Source organism: Paenibacillus sp. Soil766, assembly GCF_001428105.1.
GTDB lineage: Bacteria > Bacillota > Bacilli > Paenibacillales > NBRC-103111 > Paenibacillus_E.
In genome coordinates, this window is the sequence record NZ_LMSJ01000028.1 from 40,665 (window position 1) to 65,432 (window position 24,768).

11 protein-coding genes are annotated in these 24,768 nt (G+C 47.3%); 10 read left to right on the plus strand and 1 reads right to left on the minus strand.

Features of this window, described 5'->3' with window-relative positions:
• The first annotated feature begins 206 nt into the window (after nucleotides 1-206).
• From ASG89_RS21720 to ASG89_RS21735, 4 genes are all read left to right on the plus strand, one after another.
• A complete protein-coding gene (locus ASG89_RS21720; protein WP_057313168.1) occupies nucleotides 207-2,495 on the plus strand; it encodes a helix-turn-helix domain-containing protein in 2,289 nt (762 codons plus the stop codon).
• A complete protein-coding gene (locus tag ASG89_RS21725; protein ID WP_057313169.1) occupies nucleotides 2,492-3,319 on the plus strand; it encodes an AraC family transcriptional regulator in 828 nt (275 codons plus the stop codon). The genes ASG89_RS21720 and ASG89_RS21725 overlap by 4 nt, the downstream gene beginning before the upstream one ends.
• 164 nt (nucleotides 3,320-3,483) lie before the next feature.
• Nucleotides 3,484-4,092, plus strand: coding sequence for a pentapeptide repeat-containing protein (locus tag ASG89_RS21730; RefSeq protein ID WP_057313170.1), 609 nt, complete (start codon nucleotides 3,484-3,486; stop codon nucleotides 4,090-4,092).
• 45 nt (nucleotides 4,093-4,137) lie between these two features.
• Nucleotides 4,138-4,965, plus strand: coding sequence for an AraC family transcriptional regulator (locus ASG89_RS21735; RefSeq protein ID WP_057313171.1), 828 nt, complete (start codon nucleotides 4,138-4,140; stop codon nucleotides 4,963-4,965).
• Nucleotides 4,966-4,998: 33 nt separating this feature from the next.
• On the opposite strand, the gene ASG89_RS21740 is transcribed toward ASG89_RS21735, so the two are convergent.
• Nucleotides 4,999-5,991, minus strand: coding sequence for an aldo/keto reductase (locus ASG89_RS21740; protein WP_057313172.1), 993 nt, complete (start codon nucleotides 5,989-5,991; stop codon nucleotides 4,999-5,001).
• A gap of 212 nt (nucleotides 5,992-6,203) precedes the next feature.
• Here ASG89_RS21740 and ASG89_RS21745 point away from each other — a divergent pair, with 212 nt between their 5' ends.
• The 6 genes from ASG89_RS21745 to ASG89_RS21770 all read left to right on the plus strand — a co-directional run bounded on the left by ASG89_RS21745 (nucleotide 6,204) and on the right by ASG89_RS21770 (nucleotide 24,676).
• Entirely contained in the window at nucleotides 6,204-8,558 is a 2,355-nt protein-coding gene (locus ASG89_RS21745; protein WP_057313195.1) for a helix-turn-helix domain-containing protein, read from the plus strand.
• Between the two features lie 238 nt (nucleotides 8,559-8,796).
• Nucleotides 8,797-10,437: a hypothetical protein gene (locus ASG89_RS21750; RefSeq protein ID WP_057313173.1), complete on the plus strand. Its 1,641-nt coding sequence runs from the start codon at nucleotides 8,797-8,799 to the stop codon at nucleotides 10,435-10,437.
• A gap of 86 nt (nucleotides 10,438-10,523) precedes the next feature.
• Nucleotides 10,524-11,501 carry an ABC transporter permease gene (locus tag ASG89_RS21755; RefSeq protein ID WP_082593496.1) on the plus strand — a complete coding sequence of 326 codons (978 nt, stop codon included), beginning with the start codon at nucleotides 10,524-10,526 and terminating at the stop codon, nucleotides 11,499-11,501.
• 12 nt (nucleotides 11,502-11,513) lie between these two features.
• A complete protein-coding gene (locus tag ASG89_RS21760) occupies nucleotides 11,514-12,386 on the plus strand; it encodes a carbohydrate ABC transporter permease (RefSeq protein ID WP_057313174.1) in 873 nt (290 codons plus the stop codon).
• A 41-nt stretch (nucleotides 12,387-12,427) separates the two neighbouring features.
• On the plus strand, nucleotides 12,428-15,541 hold the full coding sequence (locus ASG89_RS21765; RefSeq protein ID WP_057313175.1) for a glycosyl hydrolase family 95 catalytic domain-containing protein: 3,114 nt from the start codon (nucleotides 12,428-12,430) through the stop codon (nucleotides 15,539-15,541).
• Between the two features lie 447 nt (nucleotides 15,542-15,988).
• A complete protein-coding gene (locus ASG89_RS21770; RefSeq protein ID WP_235549873.1) occupies nucleotides 15,989-24,676 on the plus strand; it encodes an endo-alpha-N-acetylgalactosaminidase family protein in 8,688 nt (2,895 codons plus the stop codon).
• Nucleotides 24,677-24,768: the final 92 nt, after the last annotated feature.

Consider the following 24,768-nt stretch of genomic DNA (forward strand, 5'->3'; position numbering starts at 1 on the left):
GCCGCTAATTTCCGACAATTAGACAGTTTTTCTTGGATATTTCCTAGCGTTTCACTTTTCAGTAAAGGTCATTTCCTGCGCTTGCACATTCATTCTTGGCCTAGTTTTGATGTTTTTTCTTTTGCAGATGGCTTTTTTTTCTTATATGATGGATGAACAGCGGATGAAAGACATTCATCGAATGTGGACAAGGAGGGGTAATCAGCATGCGGAGACAGCATTATCAACGAAAGGGATTTCTGATCGCCATTATAAGTGCTTGTCTACCAGCAGCGATTATCGGGATGATTCTTTATGTGGTGGGTACACAGCAGATTGAGGCTGAGGGGCAGAAAACTCACTGGAATCAAGTTGCCTACGCAACGGAGCGTATTAATGAAAATTTAAACCATTTGGAATCGATCATGGCTCAGTGGTCATTTAATTTAAATTTAAGCAGCAGTTATAAGGATTTGGATCTGTACAAAGATTACCGGAGTACACGTTCGATTTATCAAGCGCTATCCTGGATCAAATCGTCAGACCCACTCATTCAGGAAGTAACTCTTTATCTGGACAAGCAGCAAGTGCTGATCAAAGAAAGTACAGGTATTGTGGACATCGAATCCAAGGAAGAGCAGCAGTTGTACCGTGCATTGGCTTCCTATCAACGGGATGTTTATTGGACGAATCGGTTATCGCCACGCAAGGAGAACGTCCCCTATACGTTAGTTGTCCGTATTCCGGGGGGGCTTGTAGAAACGGATGCAGCGTTAATCATTGATGTAAGCGCTAAACATTTAAATGCGTTAATCGCTGAATTAGACTCAGAAGGGACTGGGGCGACCTTACTCATGCAGCAAGATGGGGGAATTGTTTCGTTAGGAGCAACGGATATTCATCATCCAACCACACTAGATCAAACATTGATGAAATCGGTTAAAGGGCATAAGGAAGAGCATGCTTCCTCTGTAGAATCTTGGGATGGCGAAGCGTATTCGGTTTCCTACGGTCAGATGAAGCGTATTGAGAATATGTGGATCATAGCCGCCGCGACACCTTTAGAACAATTGACGAAACCTGTCCAGACGGTGTCGCGTGTTATGATTATGACTGGCGGCCTCGGAATCCTGATGGCTTTGTTCCTTTCTTGGTATTCGTACCGCCATATGTATCAACCTGTTCAACGACTGATGCAGCAGCTTTTACCAGGCAGGGCAGCCGTTACCACAGACGAGTTCGCAACCATCGCGGATGAGTGGAAGCATCTTTCGCGCGAGAGTCAGATTTTGCAGGAGCGGATTGATCAACAGCTGCCATCCCTGCGGGAGAATTTCCTCCTCCAACTGTTACAAGGGCATCTTTCCTTTCTGAGCGAAGGCGAATTAGCAGATCGCATGGCGCAGTATGGGTGGGAGGTGGCAGATCGCGTATTTGCCGTGTTAGCCGTACAGATGCATGGAATTTATCGATCGGAAGGCAAGTTCTCGCAAGGTGATGAACAACTCGTGACGTTTGCCGCTGTAAACATTACCCAGGAGTTAACGAAGGGGAAGGGTATGGAGGCGAACACGGTTAATTTTCATGATATGACGCTCGGGATACTCATTCGCCAACCTGCGAATATGTCCGTAGAAGGCATGCAGTCAAGTCTATTTCATTTGGCAGATGAGCTTGCACATACCTTGAATAGCTTGCTTAAATTGGAAGTGACTGTAAGTGTTGGTACACGCACATCGGAGTTACGAAGACTTCCAGTTCTGTTCGATGACGCTCGCAGTGCGTTGAATTATCGGAAAATCGGAGAGGAACAGCAGATTCTCGATGTGAATGAACTCATTCCAGGTGGCCATGATGCCATCCTGTACCCTTTCGAAGAAGAGAGTCTACTCCTTAAGGCTTTGCGCTCAGGAAATGAAGACGAGTTAACACAGCGGTTAGATGAGTTTCTTCACCTATTGAAGGATCAATCTGTTATTGAACTTGGTGTTCGACAAGGGCTGCTTCAATTGTGCAGCAATATGCTGAATACGATTATGATTTCTGGTTATAATCCGCTTGCGTTGAATGAAGGGCTGGATATGTGGGAACAGCTCGCCGAAGTGCGGGAGCCGGAAGCGGTGCTTGCTTGGATGAAGCAGCATATTATTGAACCTTATGTGTCGCGGTTGCACAGCACGCAAGATATGCAGCTGAAACAGCTCGTTGAGAATGTGCTTCAAACGATTCATACGAAGTATGCCACAGATATTTCGCTTGAGGGATGCGCTGATCTCCATGGTACGTATTCCAAGAAACTAAGTATTGGCTTTAAACAAGTAACCGGGCAGACGTTCATCGATTATTTAACCCAGTTCAGACTCAATCAGGCCAAAAAGCTGTTAGTGGAAACAGATGAAAAAATTAATGATATTGCGATGCAAGTTGGCTACCAGCCTCCCTATTTCAATCGGTTATTCAAGAAATATGAGGGTATAACGCCAGGTCAATACCGCGAAAAGGCGGATCAGCTATGAGTGATGAATTTTTGACAGGATTCACACCTAGAATTATTGATGTAGTAGAGCGGAATCCAGCGTATTGGGAGGATTTTAACTACCTATTGCATCGTGAAAAGACGAAGCTGCATACCCTATCCTACGTGTACCAAGGTGCAGGAACAATTGAGCTAGACGGGGAGAAGTACCAACTTCAGGCTGGGCATTTGTTTCAAGTACGCCCCGGCGTAAACATGCGAATCACTACGAATCCCACGTCTCCTTCTTGTTTTATTTCGTTTCATTTTCTGTACCGATTAGTACGATGGGAAAATGGGAGAATGCTTTCCGTAGACACGATGGCGAAGTTGCCGATTTGTGGAGATGTTTTCCCAATAGGACAAATTAATATTGAAGAGTCTTTTCGCAAGGCATTCCATCTGTGGCAGTCCAAAAGCAGGAACTATGAATGGCTGGTTAAGCTAGAGTTTCTAAATAACGTGCAGGCCGTGAATGAGCTTGCTAGCAGGGAACTAGAACAGAGTTCAACAGCGAGTATGATTGAGAAAGCTTCAGCTTATATACGAGCCAACTATCAAGAAAATATCACCCGGGAAATAATTGCGGAGTATGTTTCATTATCTCCAGGTTATTTATCCATTACGTTTAAAAAGCATACGGGATTAAGTCTGATAGAATATGTAACCAAAATTAGGTTGGATCGGGCGAAATTCTTGCTGAAAAGTACGAAACTGCCAGTTAAACAAATCGCAGAGGACTGCGGTTTTACGGACTCCTTCTACTTCTCACGCATTTTCTCGAGAGATACAGGAATGAACCCACGTGACTACAGAAACGCATAGTGCAGCTGATTCACAATGAATAGAGCGACATTGGAAGCTTCATGTTGAAGCCAGAATGGCGCTTTTTCTCATGAAAAAATAAAGTTATTGACTTTCATTTGGTGGTGTGCAGGTACTTGACTGCCATGTGCTATATTAAAGAAACTACACCTAGGAGGCAACTCATGTTTCAGCAAATGAATCAGACGTATTCCGGCGTTAACTTTAGTACACAAGATCTAAGATACGGTGAGCTGTTCAGCTGCACATTTGATGGATGCTCGTTCGCGAACGGTTCTTTAGAGGAAATTAATACCAGTCATTGCCGCTTCATTGCATGTGACTTTCGCGGAGCTTCGTTAAACGGCTCCCTACATAAAGAATCAGCATTTGAAAATTGCAGCTTTAGCGGTGCCAATCTGTTCGTGACCAAATTCGATAACTGTAAAATGATGGGATCGGATTTCTCGAACGCGAATTTGGATGGCATTACGATTTACCGAGGGGATTGGTCCTACACGAATTTGAGACATAGTCGTTTAGTTAGACAGGATTTACGCGGGATTAAATTCCATGAAGCCGACTTCTCTGGAACCAACTTGGAAAAGGCGGATTTAAGAGACAGTGATCTGACTATGGCCATCCTCGCCAAAGCCAATCTGCAAAGCGCTGATGTCAGAGGTGCCCAAATGGCAGGTGTAGATTTCAAAACATTCTCCATCACAGGCATGCGAATGGATCGAGAGCAAGCTGTCTTATTTACGCTTTCTCATGGTGCCAAGATTAATGGATGATCACTTTATGGTATAATGTCTGTGCAGGAGGAGGGGGGATGACGAATGGCGATCTTTCATTACAATCAGGAACGTTCATATCGGAAGGATCCGGATCTACATGTGTTGTATTGGGGCAAAGAGGAGTGTAAACCAGGACATACCGTAGGGCCAGGGGTTCGTGATTTGTACAAGATTCATTGGATTCATAAAGGCAAGGGTACTGTCCGAATCGCTAATGAAACACATCAGCTAAATCCGGGGCAGGGATTTCTTATTTATCCGCATGTCATTAGCTATTATGAAGCGGATGAGGCAGAGCCTTGGACGTATTCATGGATTGGTTTTCAAGGGGCGCAAGTGGAATCCATCTTATCTCGAACAAGATTATCGCCGGAACAGCCCGTTTTTCCGATGGATCGGAAAGTCATGCCGACGATGTTCGATCAATTAACGGAAGCGAGTGTCCATACCCATAGTGCTGACTTACAGTTGAAAGTTATTATGTATGAATTTATGACGGCACTCCTTGAAGCGGCTCCAGCCTCTTCAGTTGGGGATGTACTTCCTAATAAATGGGATAGTTATATGATCCAAGGGATGGAATTTATTCATGCTCATTATAATGAGCCGATTTCGATCGAGGGGCTAGCTGCACTTCTTAAGCTGGATCGTAAATATTTTTCGGCGATTTTCAAAGAGGCGACAGGGCTGCCCCCCCAGCAATATCTCCTGCAATATCGGATGAATAAAGCAAGTGAATTACTGGAGAAGAGCAACTATGCCATTGGGGAAATTGCCAACTCAGTCGGGTATCAAGATCAATTGATCTTCTCCAAAATGTTTAAGCGGGTCAAAGGCGTATCCCCTAAACAATTTCGAAGTCAGAAGTAACAGAATGCTTGATTCGCCGAAGTTTACGTCAACTTATGAATTCAATATCCCATCGATCTGATCTAATTCTTCTTGGGTAAATGCAGGCGCCTTCAATGCATGAACTGCATCTTCAATTTGACTGACTTTACTCGCACCGATAAGAGCTGATGTGACACGACCACCGCGCAGCACCCACGCAAGTGCCATCTGTGACATTTTCTGGCCACGTTCAGCTGCGAGTGTGTTTAATTGCCTAACTTTCGAAATTCTTTCTTCATTAATATCGGATTCTTTAAGGAATACGCTGGAGCTTGCAGCTCGTGAATCAGGGGCGATACCGTTCAAATAACGATCTGTAAGAATCCCTTTAAACAAAGGTGAAAAGGCAATCGAACCGATTCCTTCTTCCTCCAACACATCTTGAAGGCCATCCTCAATCCAACGGTTCATCATGGAATAACTCGGTTGATGAATCACACAAGGCGTCCCAAGTCGTTTCAAGATACGGGAGGCTTCTTTCGTTTCTTCAGGCTTATAATTAGAAATACCAACGTAGAGCGCTTTGCCTTGTTGAACGATCTGATGCAGGGCAGCCATCGTTTCTTCAAGAGGTGTATTCGGATCTGGACGGTGATGATAAAAGATATCAACATAATCCATTTGCAGTCGCTTCAAGCTTTGATCCAAGCTGGCAATCAAGTTCTTCTTGGAACCCCATTCCCCATAAGGCCCCGGCCACATGTAGTAACCTGCTTTCGTCGAAACTATAAGTTCGTCTCGATAGGCTGCAAGATCACCTTTGATCATCTTCCCGAACATTTCTTCTGCTGAACCCGGCGGCGGCCCGTAATTATTCGCTAAGTCGAAGTGCGTAATTCCCAAATCAAACGCACTCTTGAGCATCGTTCTCCCATCCTCAAACGTGTTAATCCCGCCAAAATTATGCCACAGTCCTAACGAAATGGCAGGCAGCAACAGCCCGCTGCGACCACTCCGGTTATAAGTCATGGAATCATATCTGGATGTACTAGCTGAATAACTCATCTTTGAACCTCCTAATGGTGTGAATAAGTTTCATTCTAGAGAGATTTGATTCATAAGACAATGTTCACAAGGATGTTATTTATGTCCTAATGTCCGATAGCAGGGGCTCACCACTTGTTTACAACATAAATGCTATATTGCAACTTTGATGAAGAGAGGCTACAATTTTTAGTAAATTCATTCTCGGACTGGATGGTGAGCTTGTTTTGAAAATGCCTTTCATTATACGTCTTTTCAATAGTCGCAAAAGTGCACTTTCAACGATCATCGCCTCCAATTTATTTATTTTATTGATACCGCTTGCAATGGGGCTATTTCTGTACGCGAAGGTGGAACAAAGCCTGGAGAAGAGCTCAACGAGATCCAATGTGGCCATGCTTGAGCAGTTGAAACTGTCACTCGATAACAAATTATCGGAAGTGGATACGTTAATGCGCCAAGTCGTGTTTGATCCGAAGCTGGATTATATGCTTAGAATTCCTGCAAACTCAACGGATACGGACAAATACGAGTTTATCCAATTCATGCGGGACAAGATGAGTAAGTATCAGAGCATGACCAGCAGCTTCATTTTAGATTACTATGTGTATTTCGCAAGCAGTGATTCGATTGTCAAATCGGATTTGGTGACGGATTCTCGTACCTTCTATTCCCTCTATTACTCATATAAGAACATGTCGTACGAAGGTTGGCGTCAGCTTTTGGATCAGGAGCATCGGATGTCGTACATGCCGCTCAGTTCGGTATCCAATGGGGCCGATCAACCACCAAAGGATGTGATTACTTATATACAGTCACTTCCTGTGCATTCACAATCTCAAAATCTGGGAAGCTTTATCGTATTGATTGACGTCGATCAGGTTAAGCAATTGTTTGCACAGATGGAATCGGCAAGCCATAGCTTAGTCTACATCATTGATGATGCAGGCAAAACGATTATGAGTAACAGTGAGACACCGTTTCCGTCAGACTTGCTGAATCGTATCCATGGCAGCACAGAACCATTTGATTACCGCATGGCGAGTGTAGATCAAGTGGTGTCGGTTTCGGCTTCACAAAAAGCAGGTTGGAAGTACGTGTCGATTATGCCGAACGACGTGTTCATGCAGCAGGTGAATCAAATCAAGAGTTGGTCAGTCGGTCTATTCATCCTTTGTTTGTTTGCTGGACTCATTGCCGTTAGTGTCGGTGTATATCGTACGTATAAACCTCTTCAAAAAACGGTAAATGCGATTATGTCAGGAAAAGAGTTGATCAAGCGTCCTTTCTCGAATGAATACGAGTTTATCAGGTTAACCGTAGAAGGCTCCATCCATGAGGAGAAGCATCTGCGAAGTACCTTGGCACAACAAACGCCTTTCATTCGTGCCAATTACTTGTCCCGTCTTCTGAATGGTCACATGGATGTGGATATCTCGGCAGCAAATGGAGATTCGCTTCAATTTATGGATCTGAAATTCGTAAGTGATCAATTCGCGGTTCTCATCGTAAAAATCGAGGATATCCATCTTTTCGGAGAAGATGAACAGCAGTGGGCCCATGCCAGATTCATCGTATCGAATATTGGTGCGGATCTCATCGCGGCTCATCATCGAGGATTCTCGCTGGAGCTCGACCGTGATCGACTTGCACTTCTCATTAACCTTTCAGCTGGTCGGCAGAAAATCGCGGAATCGGACATAAAGGAAATCGCCGAATCGCTCTTCACGATCACGTCGCAACGGTTCCAAATCGGCCTAACCATTGCCGTCGGCGGGATTCATGAAGGCCCTAAAGCCATTCGCGATTCGTATCCAGAAGCACTGGCGGCGCTTGAATATCGACTTATTCAGGGTAAACATGCCATTATATATTTTCAAGAAATTGTCGATGTAAAGCAGCATTATTATTACCCATTGGAAATCGAGATTCAATTGATTAATTTTGTTCGCAGCGGCGATGCCGATAATGTAGGGAAATTGCTCGATAAAATGTATGCGATGAATTTCGACGCCAATCAGATCACACCAGAGCTAGGTAAAGCCTTGTTTTTCAATGTGACGAGTACGCTCTTGAAAATTATGAACTCCACGAATACGAATCAGGAGGAAGTGCTTGGTGCAGACTTTGATCCGATCAAAGAGGTATTCAGTTATCCAACTGCACAGGGCATGTATACGAAAACGAAGGAGCTTTACGAGACACTTACCCGTTCGTTTAATCTTGACCGTTCTGATCACAGCTTGAGTAGACTTCAAGAAATCGTCGGTATCGTGCACGATAATCTTGGTGACTCGAGTCTAGGGGTTGCACAGATTGCGGAACGTATCCAGATGACACCGCAGTATTTGTCCACCTTTTTCAAAAAACACCAAGGACAGAATCTGCTCGATTACATCACGACGAAACGGATTCAGCAATCGAAGCTGCTTATGCAGAACAAAGAACTGACCATCGTCCAGATCGCTCAGAAGATCGGTTACAATAATGACGTCGTTTTCATCCGGGCTTTCAAGAAGGTTGAGGGTGTAACACCAGGAAAATATCGTGAAACGAGCTTAGTAGAGACTACCAGCTCAAACACTTAAAGAGCAGCCTGTAGGGCTGCTTTCTTTTTGACAAAAATAGCTACTGACGATTTCTAATACGGACTGATGATTTCTCACAAAGCCCGTATTTCTTAGGAAAATACAATGGAAATGAGAACTAGACAGTATTCATATGCTGGCTGGAGAAGCATACTTGGGAACAGGTGCTGACGAGGACGAAACAATAATCGGTGCCAATCAAACGAAGCGTTACTCATTATAAAGGGAGGCTTGAACAATGAAGAGAAGATTAAAACAAGTAGGATCTGTCGTATTACTTTCTGCACTCGTAGTTTCAGTAACCGCATGTGGTAATGATACGGAAAGCACGAGCTCATCGGCAGCACCGCAGGCAAGTAGCGAGGCGCAGCCGCCAAAGTTGACGAAGCTATCGTATTGGGTAGCTAATCACTCTGCAGCCTCAGGTCAAATGAAAACATACGCTGAAATGGGCATGTATAAGGAACTCGAAAAAGCTACTGGGGTCAAGGTTGAGTTCCAGCATCCTCCACTCGAAGTGCCGCAAGCGCAAGAACAATTTAACTTAATGATCGCTACGAACGAGCTGCCAGATGTCATTGAAGCGAGTTGGGGGGCAACAAGCGGGGCGGTCATTCGTTACCCTGGCGGACCGGAAAAAGCGATTTTAGATAAGAAAATTATTAAACTGAACGATCTCATCGACAAATATGCTCCGAACTTGAAGAAGTTGCTTGCCGCTCATCCGGATTGGAAAAAGCAGATCTCAACAGATGAAGGAAGCATCTATGCGTTCCCGTTCTTACGCGGTGACGATAAAGTCAGAGTGTTCTTCGGACCATCGATCCGTCAAGATTGGCTGGATAAATTGGGCCTCAAGATGCCGACGACCATCGATGAATGGTACACCGTGCTGAAAGCTTTTAAAGAAAAAGATCCCAATGGCAATGGGAAAGCGGATGAAATTCCAATTTATCTGGATAAAAATCTATTCTCAACAGACGCTCCTTTCCTTGGGGCATGGGGTATTAACTACAGCTTCTATCAAGATGGCGGCACAGTCAAATACGGTCCGATTCAGCCGGAATATAAGGAATTCCTGACAACCATGAACAAGTGGTATAAAGAAGGCTTGCTGGATAAGGATTTCGCAGCTCCGAACGACAAACTATTTGATAACAAAATGACGACAAGCCTCTTGGGTGCAACGGCTTCCTTTAATGGAGGAGGCATTGGGAAGTATGCCGGTCTTATGAAGGACAAAGATCCTAAATTCGATTTGGAAGCGGCTCCATATCCGGTATTGAAAGCCGGTGACAAAGCGATCTGGGGGCAAAAGGATTTTGCTTATAACGGTGTGGGGGCAGCGATTTCGGCAGTGAATAAAAACCCAATCGAAACGGTGAAATGGCTCGATTACGCTTACGGGGAAAAGGGCGATCTGCTGTTCAACTACGGTGTAGAAGGTACGAGCTACAAGATGGAAAACGGCAAAGCAACGTTCTTGCCAGAAATTTTAAACCCGCCAGCGGGAACGAGCATTCAGCAATCGATTGCCAAATATAATCGTGCGACGTGGAGTGCGCCATTCGTGCTCAGCGATAATTTCCAATTGCAATATTTGGCGCTGCCGCAGCAGAAGAAAGCCTTGGAAGTGTGGTCGAAGCCAACGGCTGAGCGTAAAATACCACTCGTTTCTCCAACGCAGGATGAAAGCAGCAAATTCGCATCCATCGTGACGGATATCCAAACGTATCAAGATGAAATGCTTTTGAAATTCATCATGGGCGTTGAGCCGATTGATAACTTTGATTCCTATGTGAAAAAGATTAAGAGCATGGGGATTGATGATGCGACCAAAATCCAGCAAGGAGCTTTGGAGCGTTTTAATAAACGCTAAGGGAGAGAAGAGCGGGGGATGAACAGAGCAGATGGTTGATCCCCTTTTCTCATATAGAAACTTTGAAGGAAAGGGTAGGGGTGACGATGAGGCAAAGCCATGCACCTGTTGAGGCCGCACAGGCCGTAATTACCAAGAAAACCTATCGGAATCCGACTGTTCTGGAAACCATACGCGGGGATTTGAGACGGCATTGGTCCATTTATGTAATGGCCCTTCCCGTGATTGCCTATTACTTGATTTTTCATTATGGACCGATGTACGGATTGCAAATTGCTTTTAAAGACTTCTCCCCGGCGAAAGGGATTTTGGGAAGTACGTGGGTGGGATTTAAGCATTTTGACAGCTTCTTTAACGGTATTTACTTCTGGCGATTGATCAAGAATACCATCTTAATTAACCTTTATGATCTGCTGTTCGGCTTCCCGGCAGCTATCATTCTTGCGTTATTGCTTAACGAAATCCGTCAAAGCGTGTTCAAAAGAGTCGTGCAATCGATCTCCTATTTGCCGCATTTTATTTCGATTGTTGTTGTGGCGGGGATGATGATAGACTTTCTAAGCCGCAATGGTCTTATAAATCAAATTATTGGCACCTTTGGCATTGAACCTATTGATTTCCTGCAAAAAGAAGGTTGGTTCCGCTTTCTGTTCGTATCCTCCGGTATTTGGCAAGGCATCGGCTGGGGCTCCATTGTTTATTTGGCGGCGATGTCTACCATCGATCCAACGTTGTATGAAGCAGCTAGGATGGATGGCGCTAACCGCTGGAAGCAGACGCTGCATATTACGATTCCGGGCATTATGCCGACGATCGTTATCTTATTTATTTTGCAAATGGGGAATATGCTGACGGTTGGCAGTGAGAAAGTGCTCCTGTTGTACAATCCACTTACCTACGGAACAGCGGACGTGATATCGACCTATGTCTATCGCAAAGGGGTATTGGAAGCAAGTTATAGCTTTACAGCGGCTGTCGGTCTGTTCAACTCGGTGATCAGCTTTGCTCTGATCGTGGCAGCCAATAGCTTTGTTAAGCGGATCAGCGAGAACAAACTGTGGTAAGGAGATTTGCACATGAAACTAACACGTGGAGAGCGCACATTTGGCTACTTTAACCTATTAATAATGCTCGTGCTTTGCGCGGTCACTTTATATCCGTTCCTGTACGTGGCACTAGCTTCCATTAGCGATGCGACATCTTTGCTGCAGCATCGCGGGATTATGCTAGGGCCAGCAGGCTTTGATCTGGACGCTTACAAAGCTGTGTTCAAGAATCCAATGATCGTGAAAGGGTATCAGAATACGCTGCTCTATGTCGTACTCGGCACAACGATCAATCTGTTCATGACAGCGATAGGGGCTTATGTCTTGTCTCGGCCGAATCTTTATTTTAAAAATATCATCATGTTTTTTATCGTCGTAACGATGGTGTTCCATGGTGGACTCATTCCGAGTTACCTGCTTGTGAACGATCTTGGCATGATGAATACGATGTGGGCTGTTCTCATTCCTGGGGCCATAAATACGTTTAATATGATTATTATGCGGACTTCTTTTCAGAGCATCCCAGTCAGCCTGGAGGAATCCGCTAGAATGGATGGCGCAGGCGATTGGAAAATCCTTTTCCGAATTATCCTTCCGCTTTCGATGCCGGTCATCGCCGTTATGATTTTGTGGTATGCGGTAGGGCATTGGAATTCTTACTTTAGTGCGCTGGTTTATTTGCGGAATAGGGAAGCTTACCCCCTCCAGCTTGTGCTCCGTGAAATTTTAATTTCTAACAACACGGATTCAATGATGGCCGGAGGAGGCGATGACAAATATGCGATCGGGGAAACGATTAAGTATGCGGCGATCATGGTCTCGACGCTTCCCATCATCTGTTTGTATCCGTTTCTTCAGAAATATTTCGTTCAAGGTGTCATGATTGGGGCCATTAAGGAGTAGCCAGCGCTAAATCACTACTAAAGACAGAAGGAGAGATACGTGTGAGAGGCGTAACATTCGAGAATGCTCCGAGCAGCTGGAATGAGGCTTTACCGATTGGCAATGGACATTTTGGCGGTATGGCGTATTTTGAGGATCATAAGCTGACATTAGCGTTGAATCATTATGAGGTTTATTATCACAAACTCCATCGGTACAGTCAGAAGGCTCGAAATGGGGAAAGGCAGGATTTCACGCTGCAATATGGACGGACGTTTGAGGAGCTGCGCGCATTGGCTGCAGAACGGTATCGAGATCCTGAGCAGGAGCCAGTTATGCTATATGGCGATGCGTTGTCTGCGAACAGTATGTATAGGAAATATGGCAAATCTTCAGGCGGAACATCGCATTATCCGACGGGAGAGATTGGACTTTTCCCCTCTGAGGAGCTGGTAGAACCTGATGGATATTCCTTAAGTCTTGATGTTAAAAGGGCTGTAGTTCACCTGCATGTGACCAAGGATCACCAGCAGCTGGATGTGAAGACGAGAATCGCTCAGGACGGCGACTTTGTCATCACCGAGATTTGGCAAACCGCCTCATCCTTGCTGTCCTCTGTCACAATGTCTGTTCCTCAGCGGCGATATGTCGATATGCAGGTGACGTATCACGAACTGGATGAGAAGACCTTCTACTACCTAGGCAGCTTTTATCCAGATGGGGAGGATCAGGAGCAGTATGAACCGTTCACGTTCATTGTGATGATGAGGATGATCGGGGCCAAAGGACGCATCCATGCGGGTTCCAACGACGAATGTCACCACATTGTGCTTCAGGATGCGGAAGCCAACATCACGCTGCTGACAACGGTCGTCACGGAGGAGGAAACGAAGGAGCTGCTTCCGACGGCGTTGAGTAGACTGAACCAGGCGTCATCCCAAGTAGAGCTTCTGGTCGCGCATCATGAAGCACATTGGCGCAGCTTCTGGTCGCATTCCTCCATTACGTTGCCGGATAAAATGATTGAGGAATTGTGGTATATCAATTTATACGCAATCGCCTGCTCCAGTGGAAAGGGCGGCAGGATGCGCGAGCAAGCCTGCGGATTGAACGGGCTGTGGGATATTAAACAGCCGACCAAATGGGGCAGCATGTGGTACTGGGATGTGAACATTCAAGCGGCATTTTGGCCGCTTTATACGGCGAATCACCTTGAAGTTGCCGAAGCGTTCAATGATGGGCTGTTATCCTACGTGGATCTAGCATCACAGATGGCGAAGCAGTTTTACGGTTTGGAAGGCGTAGCAGGAGATTATCCACATGCGCTGTATGTGAGCATTTGGCCGTGGTGCGCGCAATTTCTGTGGGACTACTATCGTTATAGTATGGACCACGAATTCCTGCGCGAGAAGGCGTATCCGCTGTTTAAGCAGATTGCCAAATTCTTCGAAGGTTACTTGCAGGTGAATCCGGAGTCAGGACGCTATGAAATCTTCCCGGATATTTCGCCGGAGCAGGGTCCTTTGACTCGTAACTCAACCTGCAGCCTGTCTGCGGTTAAATATGCCTTGAAGATCGCCATCGAAGCGAACAGGTTGCTTGGTGAAGCGGAGGCAGATCAGCTGAAGTGGGAGCAGCTTGCAGATCATTTAGCACCGTATCCAACGGCGGATTCCAAACGGTATGGGGATGTCCTGCGGGATTCCGAATGGGCACCTGTTGATTTGCATTTACGGCATCCTTCGCTGCTTATGCCGATTTATCCGATTGGAGAAATCAACAAATATAGCGAAGCTGCATGGAGGCTGAGAGCAGAGAATACGCTCCGTTATGCGGAAAATCAGACGGAATACGGCATGTTTCAGTTTGGGTGGCTTTCCTCTGCTGCTGCTAGATTGGGCAAGGGCAATACGGCGCTTCGACTGCTGTATGAGCAAGGGATCGACTTATCACTTCGATGTAACGGACTGTTTGCGGAAGAAACCGAACGTTGGATGAATTACTGCAACATCACGAACGAACCGTTATACCATCCCCACATGATGGAGGCTTCGGGGGAAATGGTGGCGGCAGTGAACGAAATGCTGCTGCACAGCTATGATGGCGTGATCGAAGTGTTCCCAGCGCTGCCTTCCGGCGAGCCTGAGCAGGAACGAAAGATTGGTTTGTATGACCATGCGGTGGATTCAAGCGTAAAGCATTATGAGAAATGGAGCGACTGCTCCTTTCAGGGCTTGTTGGCTGTTGGCGCGTTTGAAGTGAATGCGGAGCGGAAAAAGGGTCGCACGACGTGGGTTACGATCCGCAGCAAGGCAGGGAACAAGGTGGTGGTACGCAATCCTTTTGAAGCGGGTGTAAAAGTGAATGTCTCCAGTAAAGTGGGTTCATCGTGGCACGCAGTGGAATTTGTGCAGGACAATGAGCGCATTTCATTTGCGACTGAGCCGGATGGGGAGTACACCATGTATCCGCACACGGAAGTCTTGGAGTCTAAGCTGCATGCAGGAGTTTCGGATACTTTTGCGAGTGAGTTGAACTATCCCTTGGTTCATGAAGCCCACACTCATCGGCGAGTATTCCTTGGCAAAAACCAAGACACGCATCACTACAGAACGCTTGATCATTTTACTTTTGACTATTACTCCGGTAATTATCGGGAATCCAGGTTGGCCGCCTATCGACTCGATTTTGGCATAGGAGGGGAATCGCTGTACAAGGACTACACCCAAGTACTACCTAGGCAGGTGCACATGGACGGTGTTCTCGGGCAAACGTTCCGTGAAATATCGCCGGATATGAGGTTTACCCCTTATGCCGGGCTCGGATGGGAAGGCAAGAATCTCTTTGCGATGGATCGAGGAGAGCCTGACGAGCTGCGCAGGGATTTCATCGGAGGCACGAGTGATGCTGCCTTCATCGTGGAGCTTCCGAAGGGGCGCTATGATGTGCTCTTCGTAAGTGGCGATAACGAACAGCCCTCCTACACAGAGGTTGAAATCGTGGGGCAATTTACGTGGAAGCCCGATTGGGTGCTGAAAGCAGGGCAATTTGCCACGGAGATTCTGCCTATCACACAGAGAAAGGATGGTTATGTCAACATTCGATTTCGCACCTGTGAAGGCTTGCAATGGCGAGTGAATGCGTTGATTATCAATAAAAATTATACGTATTTGTAGAAGGGTTTTCTGCTAAAAAGAAAGTGAAATGGACCCAATCATTAACCATTCTAATATTCCTTGTTAATCAAGGAGTAGTGTTTGGTGACAGGAACTTGGCGCTGGCTCAGATCCTTAAAGGGAAGCATCTTTGGGGGTAAGCGAAGCTTACCCCTGATTTATGTTCGGTGCACAGGTGGCAGACATGCAAAAGAGCATCCTTTTCAGGGGAAATGGCTTCGGTGTTCAGAAATAGCTACTAACGATTTCTAAGATGGACTGATTTATTCTCTGCATGCCAATATTTCATACTTAAATATAATGGAACTGAGAACTAAGCAGTATTCAAGCTCTAACCGGTGAAGCATACTTGGAGCAGGTACTCGGGCAACAATTGTTGGTACCGTACAAAGCTGAACGTGATCCAGCGCGTTTACTATTAATTGGGAGGGAAAAACTTTGAGCAAAATGAAATGCAGGATTCTGAGCATGGTATTGGTTTTCGTCATGATGCTGTCGTTAATCGGCAACAACCTTGCGCCATTGACAGCATTTGCTGCCGACCCGCATGGATCCGAGGCTGAACTAATCAGCGTGGCGGGGGTGACGCTCGAACCAGGCGGAGGAGACGGAAACCAAAGCAATCCGATCACCGGCAACGTCAGCGTTGTGAAACCTCAGATTACAACGGATGATATCGTTGCTTCTTCCACTGCGATGGTCGAGTTGTACGATAACTCTAATTTCACTATAGACCTGCAAGCAATTTCTCTCCATGCGGGTGAGAACGATGTTTACATCAAAGTCACCACGCAAGATGAATCGGATGTAAAACATTATCATATAACAGTGAATTTAACCGTAACACAACCGCTCTCTGTAAGCGTTCACAATGTAACGTTTACCATCAACAAAGATGATCAGCCGTTTAACGGGCACAGTAAAACGTTCACGCTGCGGCAGAATGGGGAAATAATTGGTAACGGTTCCGACGTTGGAGGCACGGTTACATTTGACGTTTATGACGGCACATATAACATTTTTGACGGCAGCGAAGACACCGGCGAAACAGTTGCTGTATCTGGAATTGCTGTCAAAACGCTCAACTACTACACGGTTGAATTCAGCGCAGAGGATGCAGGTGCGTCCAATGGCTCGGCGATCATCGCTAAATACAACGACAACTTCATTGCCAGCGGAGCTGTGGTTCTCGGTGGCAAAACGCTGGTGATTACCGCCGAAGGCCGGGGTGCGATGTCATCGCCGCCGGACGTGCTCGAAGCCGGATATGCGTACCAATGGAGCGGTGACGGCGCAAACAATCAAATCACTGACACGCTCACAATTAACAATCTGAACAGAAAGGTTGATGTGCTCTGCATCGTGAAGGGAAGTCTGAGGTTGTACGCTGCGGGCAGAAACAGCGCAAATGCTGCTAAAGCATACTATACGCTGCCAGAGGTTTTGACTAGTGGACAAATGACAGTTAAGTTCGACTACGTCACATCGGTAACCAGTCCGAACACGGCTGTTTCCTTGGTTCAAAGTGGCACGGCTGTGAATGCGGATGTCGACAAAATGAACGCCCTTGTGCGGTTCAATACGGGTATTGGCGCATATAACGGCACAGGGTGGGGGGCCGACGTCATCTCCCCTTTAGTGGCAAATAAAGTGTATCACGTAAGTATCGCGATTGATATGACCGCTAAAACATATAGCGCTTGGGTAACGCCTGAGGGCGGCTCGGAGACGAAAATTGCTACAAACTTTGCGTTCAGGGCAAAAAATCCTGCAAACATTGCCGAGCTACGGGTTCTTGATACAAGGACCTCAGGCAATAACGGCGTTACAAAGCAAATGTGGATTGAGAATATATCCGTTTCCAAGAAGCCGGAACTGACAGTTCTTCTGGATGGAGAAGCGCATCCTGACATCAGCGAAATGGAGTTCGTACTGATGCAAGACAGCGTCGTAAAGGCTACCGGTGTCAAGAATGGCAACAAAGTTGTCTTTAACGAGACGTTGAACGACGGCATATATGACATTTATGTCGATGGCGTCAATTCCAACATAAAGCTCACGATCACCAGTGGGGGAGGTAGCGCGACGGTTGATCTGGGCACTGACGAGAGCAGGGCGAGGAAAGCGCTTCAAGATCTTATCACGACCATTGAGGGGCGTGGTCTTAAAGAGGACCGCTACACCTCGGCTACATGGGTGCCGTTTGCCACTGCGCTAACTGGGGCAAAAAACCTGCTTCTCGACCATACAGTACTGGCGGAAACACTCAATACCGCAACGAGCAACCTGAGCAACACATATGAAGCTCTTGTGCTTATCCCGCGCGCCAACGGGATCTACAAGGCGGCGTACGCGGATAAGTTCGGCGGCACTGTAGTTCGCACCAGCATTGGCAACACGTCCAACGGCGCGACTTATCCGAATGGCAGCTACTCGTCGCCTCCGGCTGGTCAGCCTAACGACAGATCTGTCTTGGGCGGCCTATACACAGGCAGCGATCCCCAAACCTATAGGGCGAAGCCTGGTGCCGGCGTTACGTTTCCTTTTACAATTCAGAAAGATGGTAAATACGGATTCATGTTAAAGTTCTCCCGTGTCAATTACGAAATTGAGGACTATATCAGCATGTATGTAAATTACGACCAGGTTGAGAAAAATGAAAACGGCTCTCCGAAAACGCCTGGCAATTACCGCATTCCCCTTGCTGGCAAGGACAGCGAGCTTGTGTTTGTTGAATCTGATATTTGGACAATGGACCTGAAAGAGGGCGATACCATATCTCTGGTGCTGGACACCTCCAGTCTAGACGTAGTGGACTATCCAGACAAGGGTCTTGTAAATATCGACTATATCTCCGTCTGGGAGGTTGAGCAGTCTTACACATACGATGCCTTCAACCGCAACTTCTACCTCCTGTCGGGTACTGAAATCATTATTCCGGAGCCTGTGACCTTCCCACTCACTTGGGCCAGCAGTGACCCGGAGATAGCGACAGTGGATCCTGTGACTGGAAGGATTCAAACGATCAAGGCTGGGGACGTTGTCATTACGTCTACTGGTACCGGCGGTTCGTTTAAGTACAATCTGTACATAAAGAATAACGAAGGCGATATTAGGTTGAAAACCGCCCAAGTCTCGCTATGGGATACAGCAAACAATGTGTTCGACCCACCGGCGGCGGTACGGAATAGCAACGCCAGTGAAGTCCCAGAGAATATCCCGATCGCGTTAACCGGTCTTAACGGCGGAATCAGGGTAGGCAACGGATTTGTAGATACGATGGACTACGTCCCGGTCGGTTCGTCTATTGAAATCGACGTTCCCGATGCCGTAGTGAAAAAGCCCGGTATGTATGACATCACCTTAAACTATGCGAAAGGCAGCTCTCAGGCGGCCGGTCAATTGGGGCTGCTTGTGAACGGTCAGCTTGCAGGCACCTTATATACGAGGACAACGGCCAGCCTCACAACTACTGAACAGTCAAACATTGTTACTGTGTATTTGCAATCCGGCGATACAATCGGCATCCGGACGATCGTCAATCCGAAGGACGCCGTTGGACGCTTTAACAGTTTGACGGTCACCGAGAACGTGGTGATTCCGCCGTCATCTGTTACACTGTCCACTGCCACTAGTGTGAATCATCAGGATCAGACCACGCTGAATTATTCAACTGTCCCAGCGAACGCCACGCCAGCCTTTGTCTGGACAGCCGCCAATACCGGCATCGTGTCCGTGTACGGCAACCTAGTGGTCGGAGAAAATGTTGGCGAGACAACGGTTACGGCGACTTCCATATATAATCCGGGGATTAAGTCAACCGGTACGGTGACGGTTGCAGAAAACAGCAGCGTTTTCAGTATCGAAAGCAATGAAGTAAAGGTCTATCTGGATAAGGACTTCCCACGCGCCATTCAGTATGAGATGAAGGACACCGGTGCGAAGATCGACGGCAACCGTAGCAAGTTGGACACACTCAGGCTGACCACTGGGATGACCTATAGCTTAAATACATCTCAGGGGTTGACAGGTTCAACAGTTAAGGACTATAAACCCGTCGTTACTTCCAGTGAGCCAATCTTGAACGCAGACGGTAGTCAGCATGTCATCTATACCCTGCGAGTGACCGAGTTGGACGCGGAAATAAAGATCAAGGCGTCGGTGGAGGGGATGGTGCTCAAGTTTGATTTTATTGAGATTAAGGAAAATCCCGCAAGTCGTATTTTCATCATCGAAATACCTAATCATAATCCGGTAACTGTCAGCAATTTTAATACTGGTTCCTCATTTGCCGGTTCCAAAATGGAAAGCAACATCGGAAGGAGTGGCGATAGCTTTTACAATATCAAAGATATGATGACCGGCTCTGATTTTTATAACTACGCCTTTGTGTCAAATGGCAAAGTAGCCGCCAGCATTCAGAGCAACGCCTTCGGATTGACGGACGGCAGCGTGGCAAGACGCGTTCTCGCTGACACCAAGAGAAACGATTCGCTGGTTACAACGAGTCTTCTTAGCGGATCATGGGTATGGCGATTCCCTGACGCTACCAAGAAATTTATTGACAATGAGGGTAGATACGGAGAAGAGGAAGCCTTAATAACCAGAACCTATACAGATGAACCCTACGAAAAGGATATGCCGCATATCTGGGTCGTGTTGGCTGAAGAAAATAATAACGATGGCATCGTTAACTGGCAGGATGCGGCTAATGAGTTCCGCAATGTTGCTAAAGTGGCGGTCGGCTCGGACAAAATTGCCGATGCGGTCGTACAACGGCTGATTATGTCACAGGGCAACGAATCCAACTACCCGTACCTTTCATCTGTGGACGAAACCAAGCGTATCTGGCTGCATACGGACGGTTTGGGACAAATCATCCTGCAAAAATACCACAACGCAGGCAACTGGGGCGACTTCAGCGTCTACGATGACCAACTTGGCGGCTTGGATGAGTTCCGGAAGTTTACCGACATTACGACCAACCAGTACAACAGCTTTGTCGGTGTCCATACCAACTTTACTGAGTATTTCGCGAAGGTTGACCAGTTCAGCTATGAAAACGTCGAAATGCAAGCCGATGGAATCACCCCGCGAAGCAAAGGTTATGTGGCGTTCGGTTACTACCTGCACCAAGCCTATGTGATCGACGACCAGTTGGACGCGTTGACCCGCGATAATGATAATGAGGCAAGCCAAGAAAAAAGCCGTTATGAGCGCATGAATCGTTTTAAAACCGATATCCCGGATTTGGGCTTCATTTACAGCGATGTGTACTCTCACAATGGCTGGCGCGGAAACGCCTTGGCACGGGATTACGAGGATAACGGCCTTGCGTATTTCGTGGAGTGGCCGTACGTCGCAGAGGACTCCGCCGCATGGGCGCACTGGTCCGTGGAAAAGAGTTATAGCCCCGCGTCGCTAAAGGGATATTCCAGCGATATTGCCCGGTTTATTTTCAACGACTCCAAAGACCGCTGGGACAACTACACGACCGACAACTGGAAGGCCGACATTGAGGATACCCGCGTGCCGAACAGCGCTTTCCTGCTTATGGGCGCTGATACGACCTCCTACGAGGGCTGGGTGCACAATGGTATCAACGAATATGACTCGATTGTTGAGAAAATCTATCGCAACAACATCCCAACCAAGTACATGCAGCACTTCCCTGTTACGCGCATGGAAAAGGATAAGGATGGCTGGGCGGACTACATCGAGTTGAATAACGGAGATGTGAAGGTTTATGCAGAGGGGTATGAGAACCCCAATAACGAAACAAGAAACAGCAAACGCATCATAGAAAAAGACGGAAAGAAGATTTACGAGCAGGTTAACGCAATCGGCACAGATCAAGGTTCCATCAAGTACCTGATACCGTGGAACGAGGGCGACATGAAAAAGCTTGATGAGCAAGAACAAAAGGAGATCAAACTATACCATTGGAACGATGACGGCGGCAGTACGACCTGGGAACTCCCCAACAGTTGGGCGGGCCTTGAGAACGTCTACGTGTATAAGTTGTCCGACCTGGGCAAATCTTCTGAGCAGGTTCTGACTGTAGTAAATGGAAAAGTTACTATTCATACAGATGCAAGAACCCCGTACGTGGTGTACAAAGAACAGCAGGATATGGATGTGGATGTCGACTTCGGCGAGGGACAATACGTGAATAACCCTGGCTTCAGTACAGGAGACAACCTCAAAGGTTGGAAAACTGTTAATGGGAATCCCCAAGTCGTGCGTAACGACAACACAACGATGCCACTCTTCACCTCTGACGGATTCGTAGCGCAGGCTAACTCGAATGCCGACAACCATGGCAGAAGCCGCAATTGGGAGCTTGCGGTTAAGGACGGTAACGAAACGGCGGTCAGCCAGACCATCACTGGCCTGACGCCCGGCGACGAGTACGCCGTTTCGGTTATGGTCGAAGTACAACGTGGAAAAACACGCAAGGCGTCACTCATCGTGGATACAGATGGAGCTAGGCGCTCCAGTTACACAGATTCCTCGGTCTTGCTTAATTATGACCGCTATGACTCCAAAGAAAAAACCGGTATGCTCCGAATGCGCGTCGTATTCACGGCGGACGCACCTACGGCAACTATCCGGTTGCAAGCAGCGGCAGGCGAAGGCGAGGTGCGATTTGACAACGTTCGCATGTACAGGACTACCACACCAACACCGAATACTCCGGTGACCGACGGGAAAATCATCCTGTATCAGGATTTCGAATCCGCGCCGGACGGAACAACTGAAGCGGGTACGTCCATCAACAAACCTACTTTTGAGGGCTTCTTACCCTTTAATCTTGGCAACGGCGGAGGGTTTCGCGAAGCGAGAACGATCATGCAGCGCCGGCATGATCCCTATACGCAAAACAATACTGTACCCGTTTGGAGTAGTAACGCGCCAGAGAGCGTTAAAAACTTTGAGCAGCCAACGAAAGACCAAGAGGGGAATACAGTTACGGGCCAATGGTGGGATACCACGACCATCCCGGTTGATCTAGTTGTGGACGGCAAAACCTCATTCTCTAACATCACTGGCAGCGCAGGCATCATGTACCAGACTACACCTCAGAGCCTCCGGTTTGAAGAGGGCAAGACATACCGCATCAGCTTTGACTACCAAACTGGCTTAAACGGCATCTTCGCCTTTGTGCTCGGGAATGGTATGAAAGGGACACTAAGTCAGAAAGTTTCTTCGACAACTGTAGAATTTACAGGGCTTCAGCACCATGATTATCTGCAAGGCACGATGGGCCCGTATTTTAACAATGTGATATCGAACCGGTTGGACGGCAGCGTGCCAATAACCGCGATGCCTGAAGGTTGGGAAGCCAACGGCATCTACCGTAACACCGACATCAAGAAAGCGGTTCCGAACTGGAAAGGGTATTATGAGTACGAGTTCGTGAGCACATCCGACCAGACTTGGTTCGGTATCTTGCGGAACAATGACTCACCGACACCGAGCGATAACCCCAACCCGTTTATCATCGACAATCTGCTAATCGTGGAAGTGGGCGAGGTTGAATCAGGTGACGCAACGCTTGCTAACCTGACCGTGAGCGCAGGTGTGCTGTCTCCGGAATTCAGCTCGGACATTAAGAACTACGCAGTAAATGTGGATAACAGCGTCAGCAGTATTACCATTACTGCGACAAATAACCACAGTTCCGCGACGGTCAGCGGAGCAGGCATAAAATCCCTGAATGTAGGGCTGAATACATTTGATGTAGTTATTACTGCTGAAGATGGTACGCAGAAAACCTATACGGTAGTTGTAAATCGTGCTGAGGAAGCCGCCTCCAATGACGCTAAGCTTTCTAACCTGACTGTTAGCGCAGGCGTACTGTCTCCGGAATTCAGCTCGGACATTGCGAGCTACACAGTAAATGTGGATAACAGTGTCAACAGTATTACTATTACTGCGACAAATAACCACAGTTCCGCGACGGTCAGCGGAGCAGGCGTAAAATCTCTGAATGTAGGGCTGAATACATTTGATGTAGTTGTTACAGCCGAGGATGGTACACACAAAACCTATTCGATCGCAGTGACACGTGCCAGCGCGCCGCCGACCGACACCGGTTCTGAAGGCACTGGCTCTGAAGGCAGCGGTTCTGATGGCACCAGCTCCGAGATTCCTTCTCAGCCTTCTCAGCCTGCCCCGACGATCACTCCGGAACCAGCCGAAAATGCGTGGATCCTCCACGTTGAGGAAGATACGGATGCAACCACCATCATCGAAAGCACAACGGAGCAAACGAAAGCAGCTGAAGACGCAGTTGCGGCAACTGCGGCGAGCAACGCAAACACAAGTGTGACCATTGTTGCAGTCGCACCCCCGGTGATTGTGAAGACATTAGGGGATATCAACGAACCTTACGCTGTAACCGTGAATATTCAACCTGACAAGGACAAAGCGGAATTCACTACGATGGCAATCGTGAATGTCGACGGTACGTTGACTCCGGTACCCACCAGGATGAATAGTAATGGTGCGGTAACCGTCATCGTCCGTGGCGATGTCACGTTGGTGCCGGTGAACGTCAAGTCTAACTTCATCGATACGATCGGGCATTACGCCAAGGATGAAATTAACAGGGCGGCAGAGTTGATGCTGGTCGTTGGCGTGGGTAATAGCAGTTTCGCTCCAACAGAGTCGGTTACTGTTGCAGAAGCCAACACGATATTCCTACGGGCACTTGGCATTCCGGTTAATAAAGTCACTTCTGCCGTGAACGGGGTAGATCAGAACAAATGGTATGCTGATAATGTCAATACCGCGACTGTTCATAAGCTGATTGACGTAACCGAAAATAACATTGACCTTGATAGCCCCATGACTCGCATTCAGACCGCTACATTGATTGTAAACGCTCTGAGGGCTTTGAACATGAACCCGACGATGTCTATTCAGGAGGCGGATGAGTTGTGGCTGAAAGACTTCAACGATCTGCCTGGGCTAACGGCGTCAGAGCGTATCGATCTGGCTATCTCTGTCAAGCTGGGTATCTTTCAAGGTAATGGTGATGGAACCATGGCCCCGCACTCCGCTCTGCAGCGAGCTCACTTGGCAAGTCTTGCGGTTAGGTTTCAGGATAATATTCTGAAACGAAACTAACATGAGCCTGCCCCCGGTTCGAAGCTACTGGTATAACAGCTCCAGCTACAGTGGAGGCAGCGCCTCGGCATAAGAGTTCAAGGTAGTTAAGT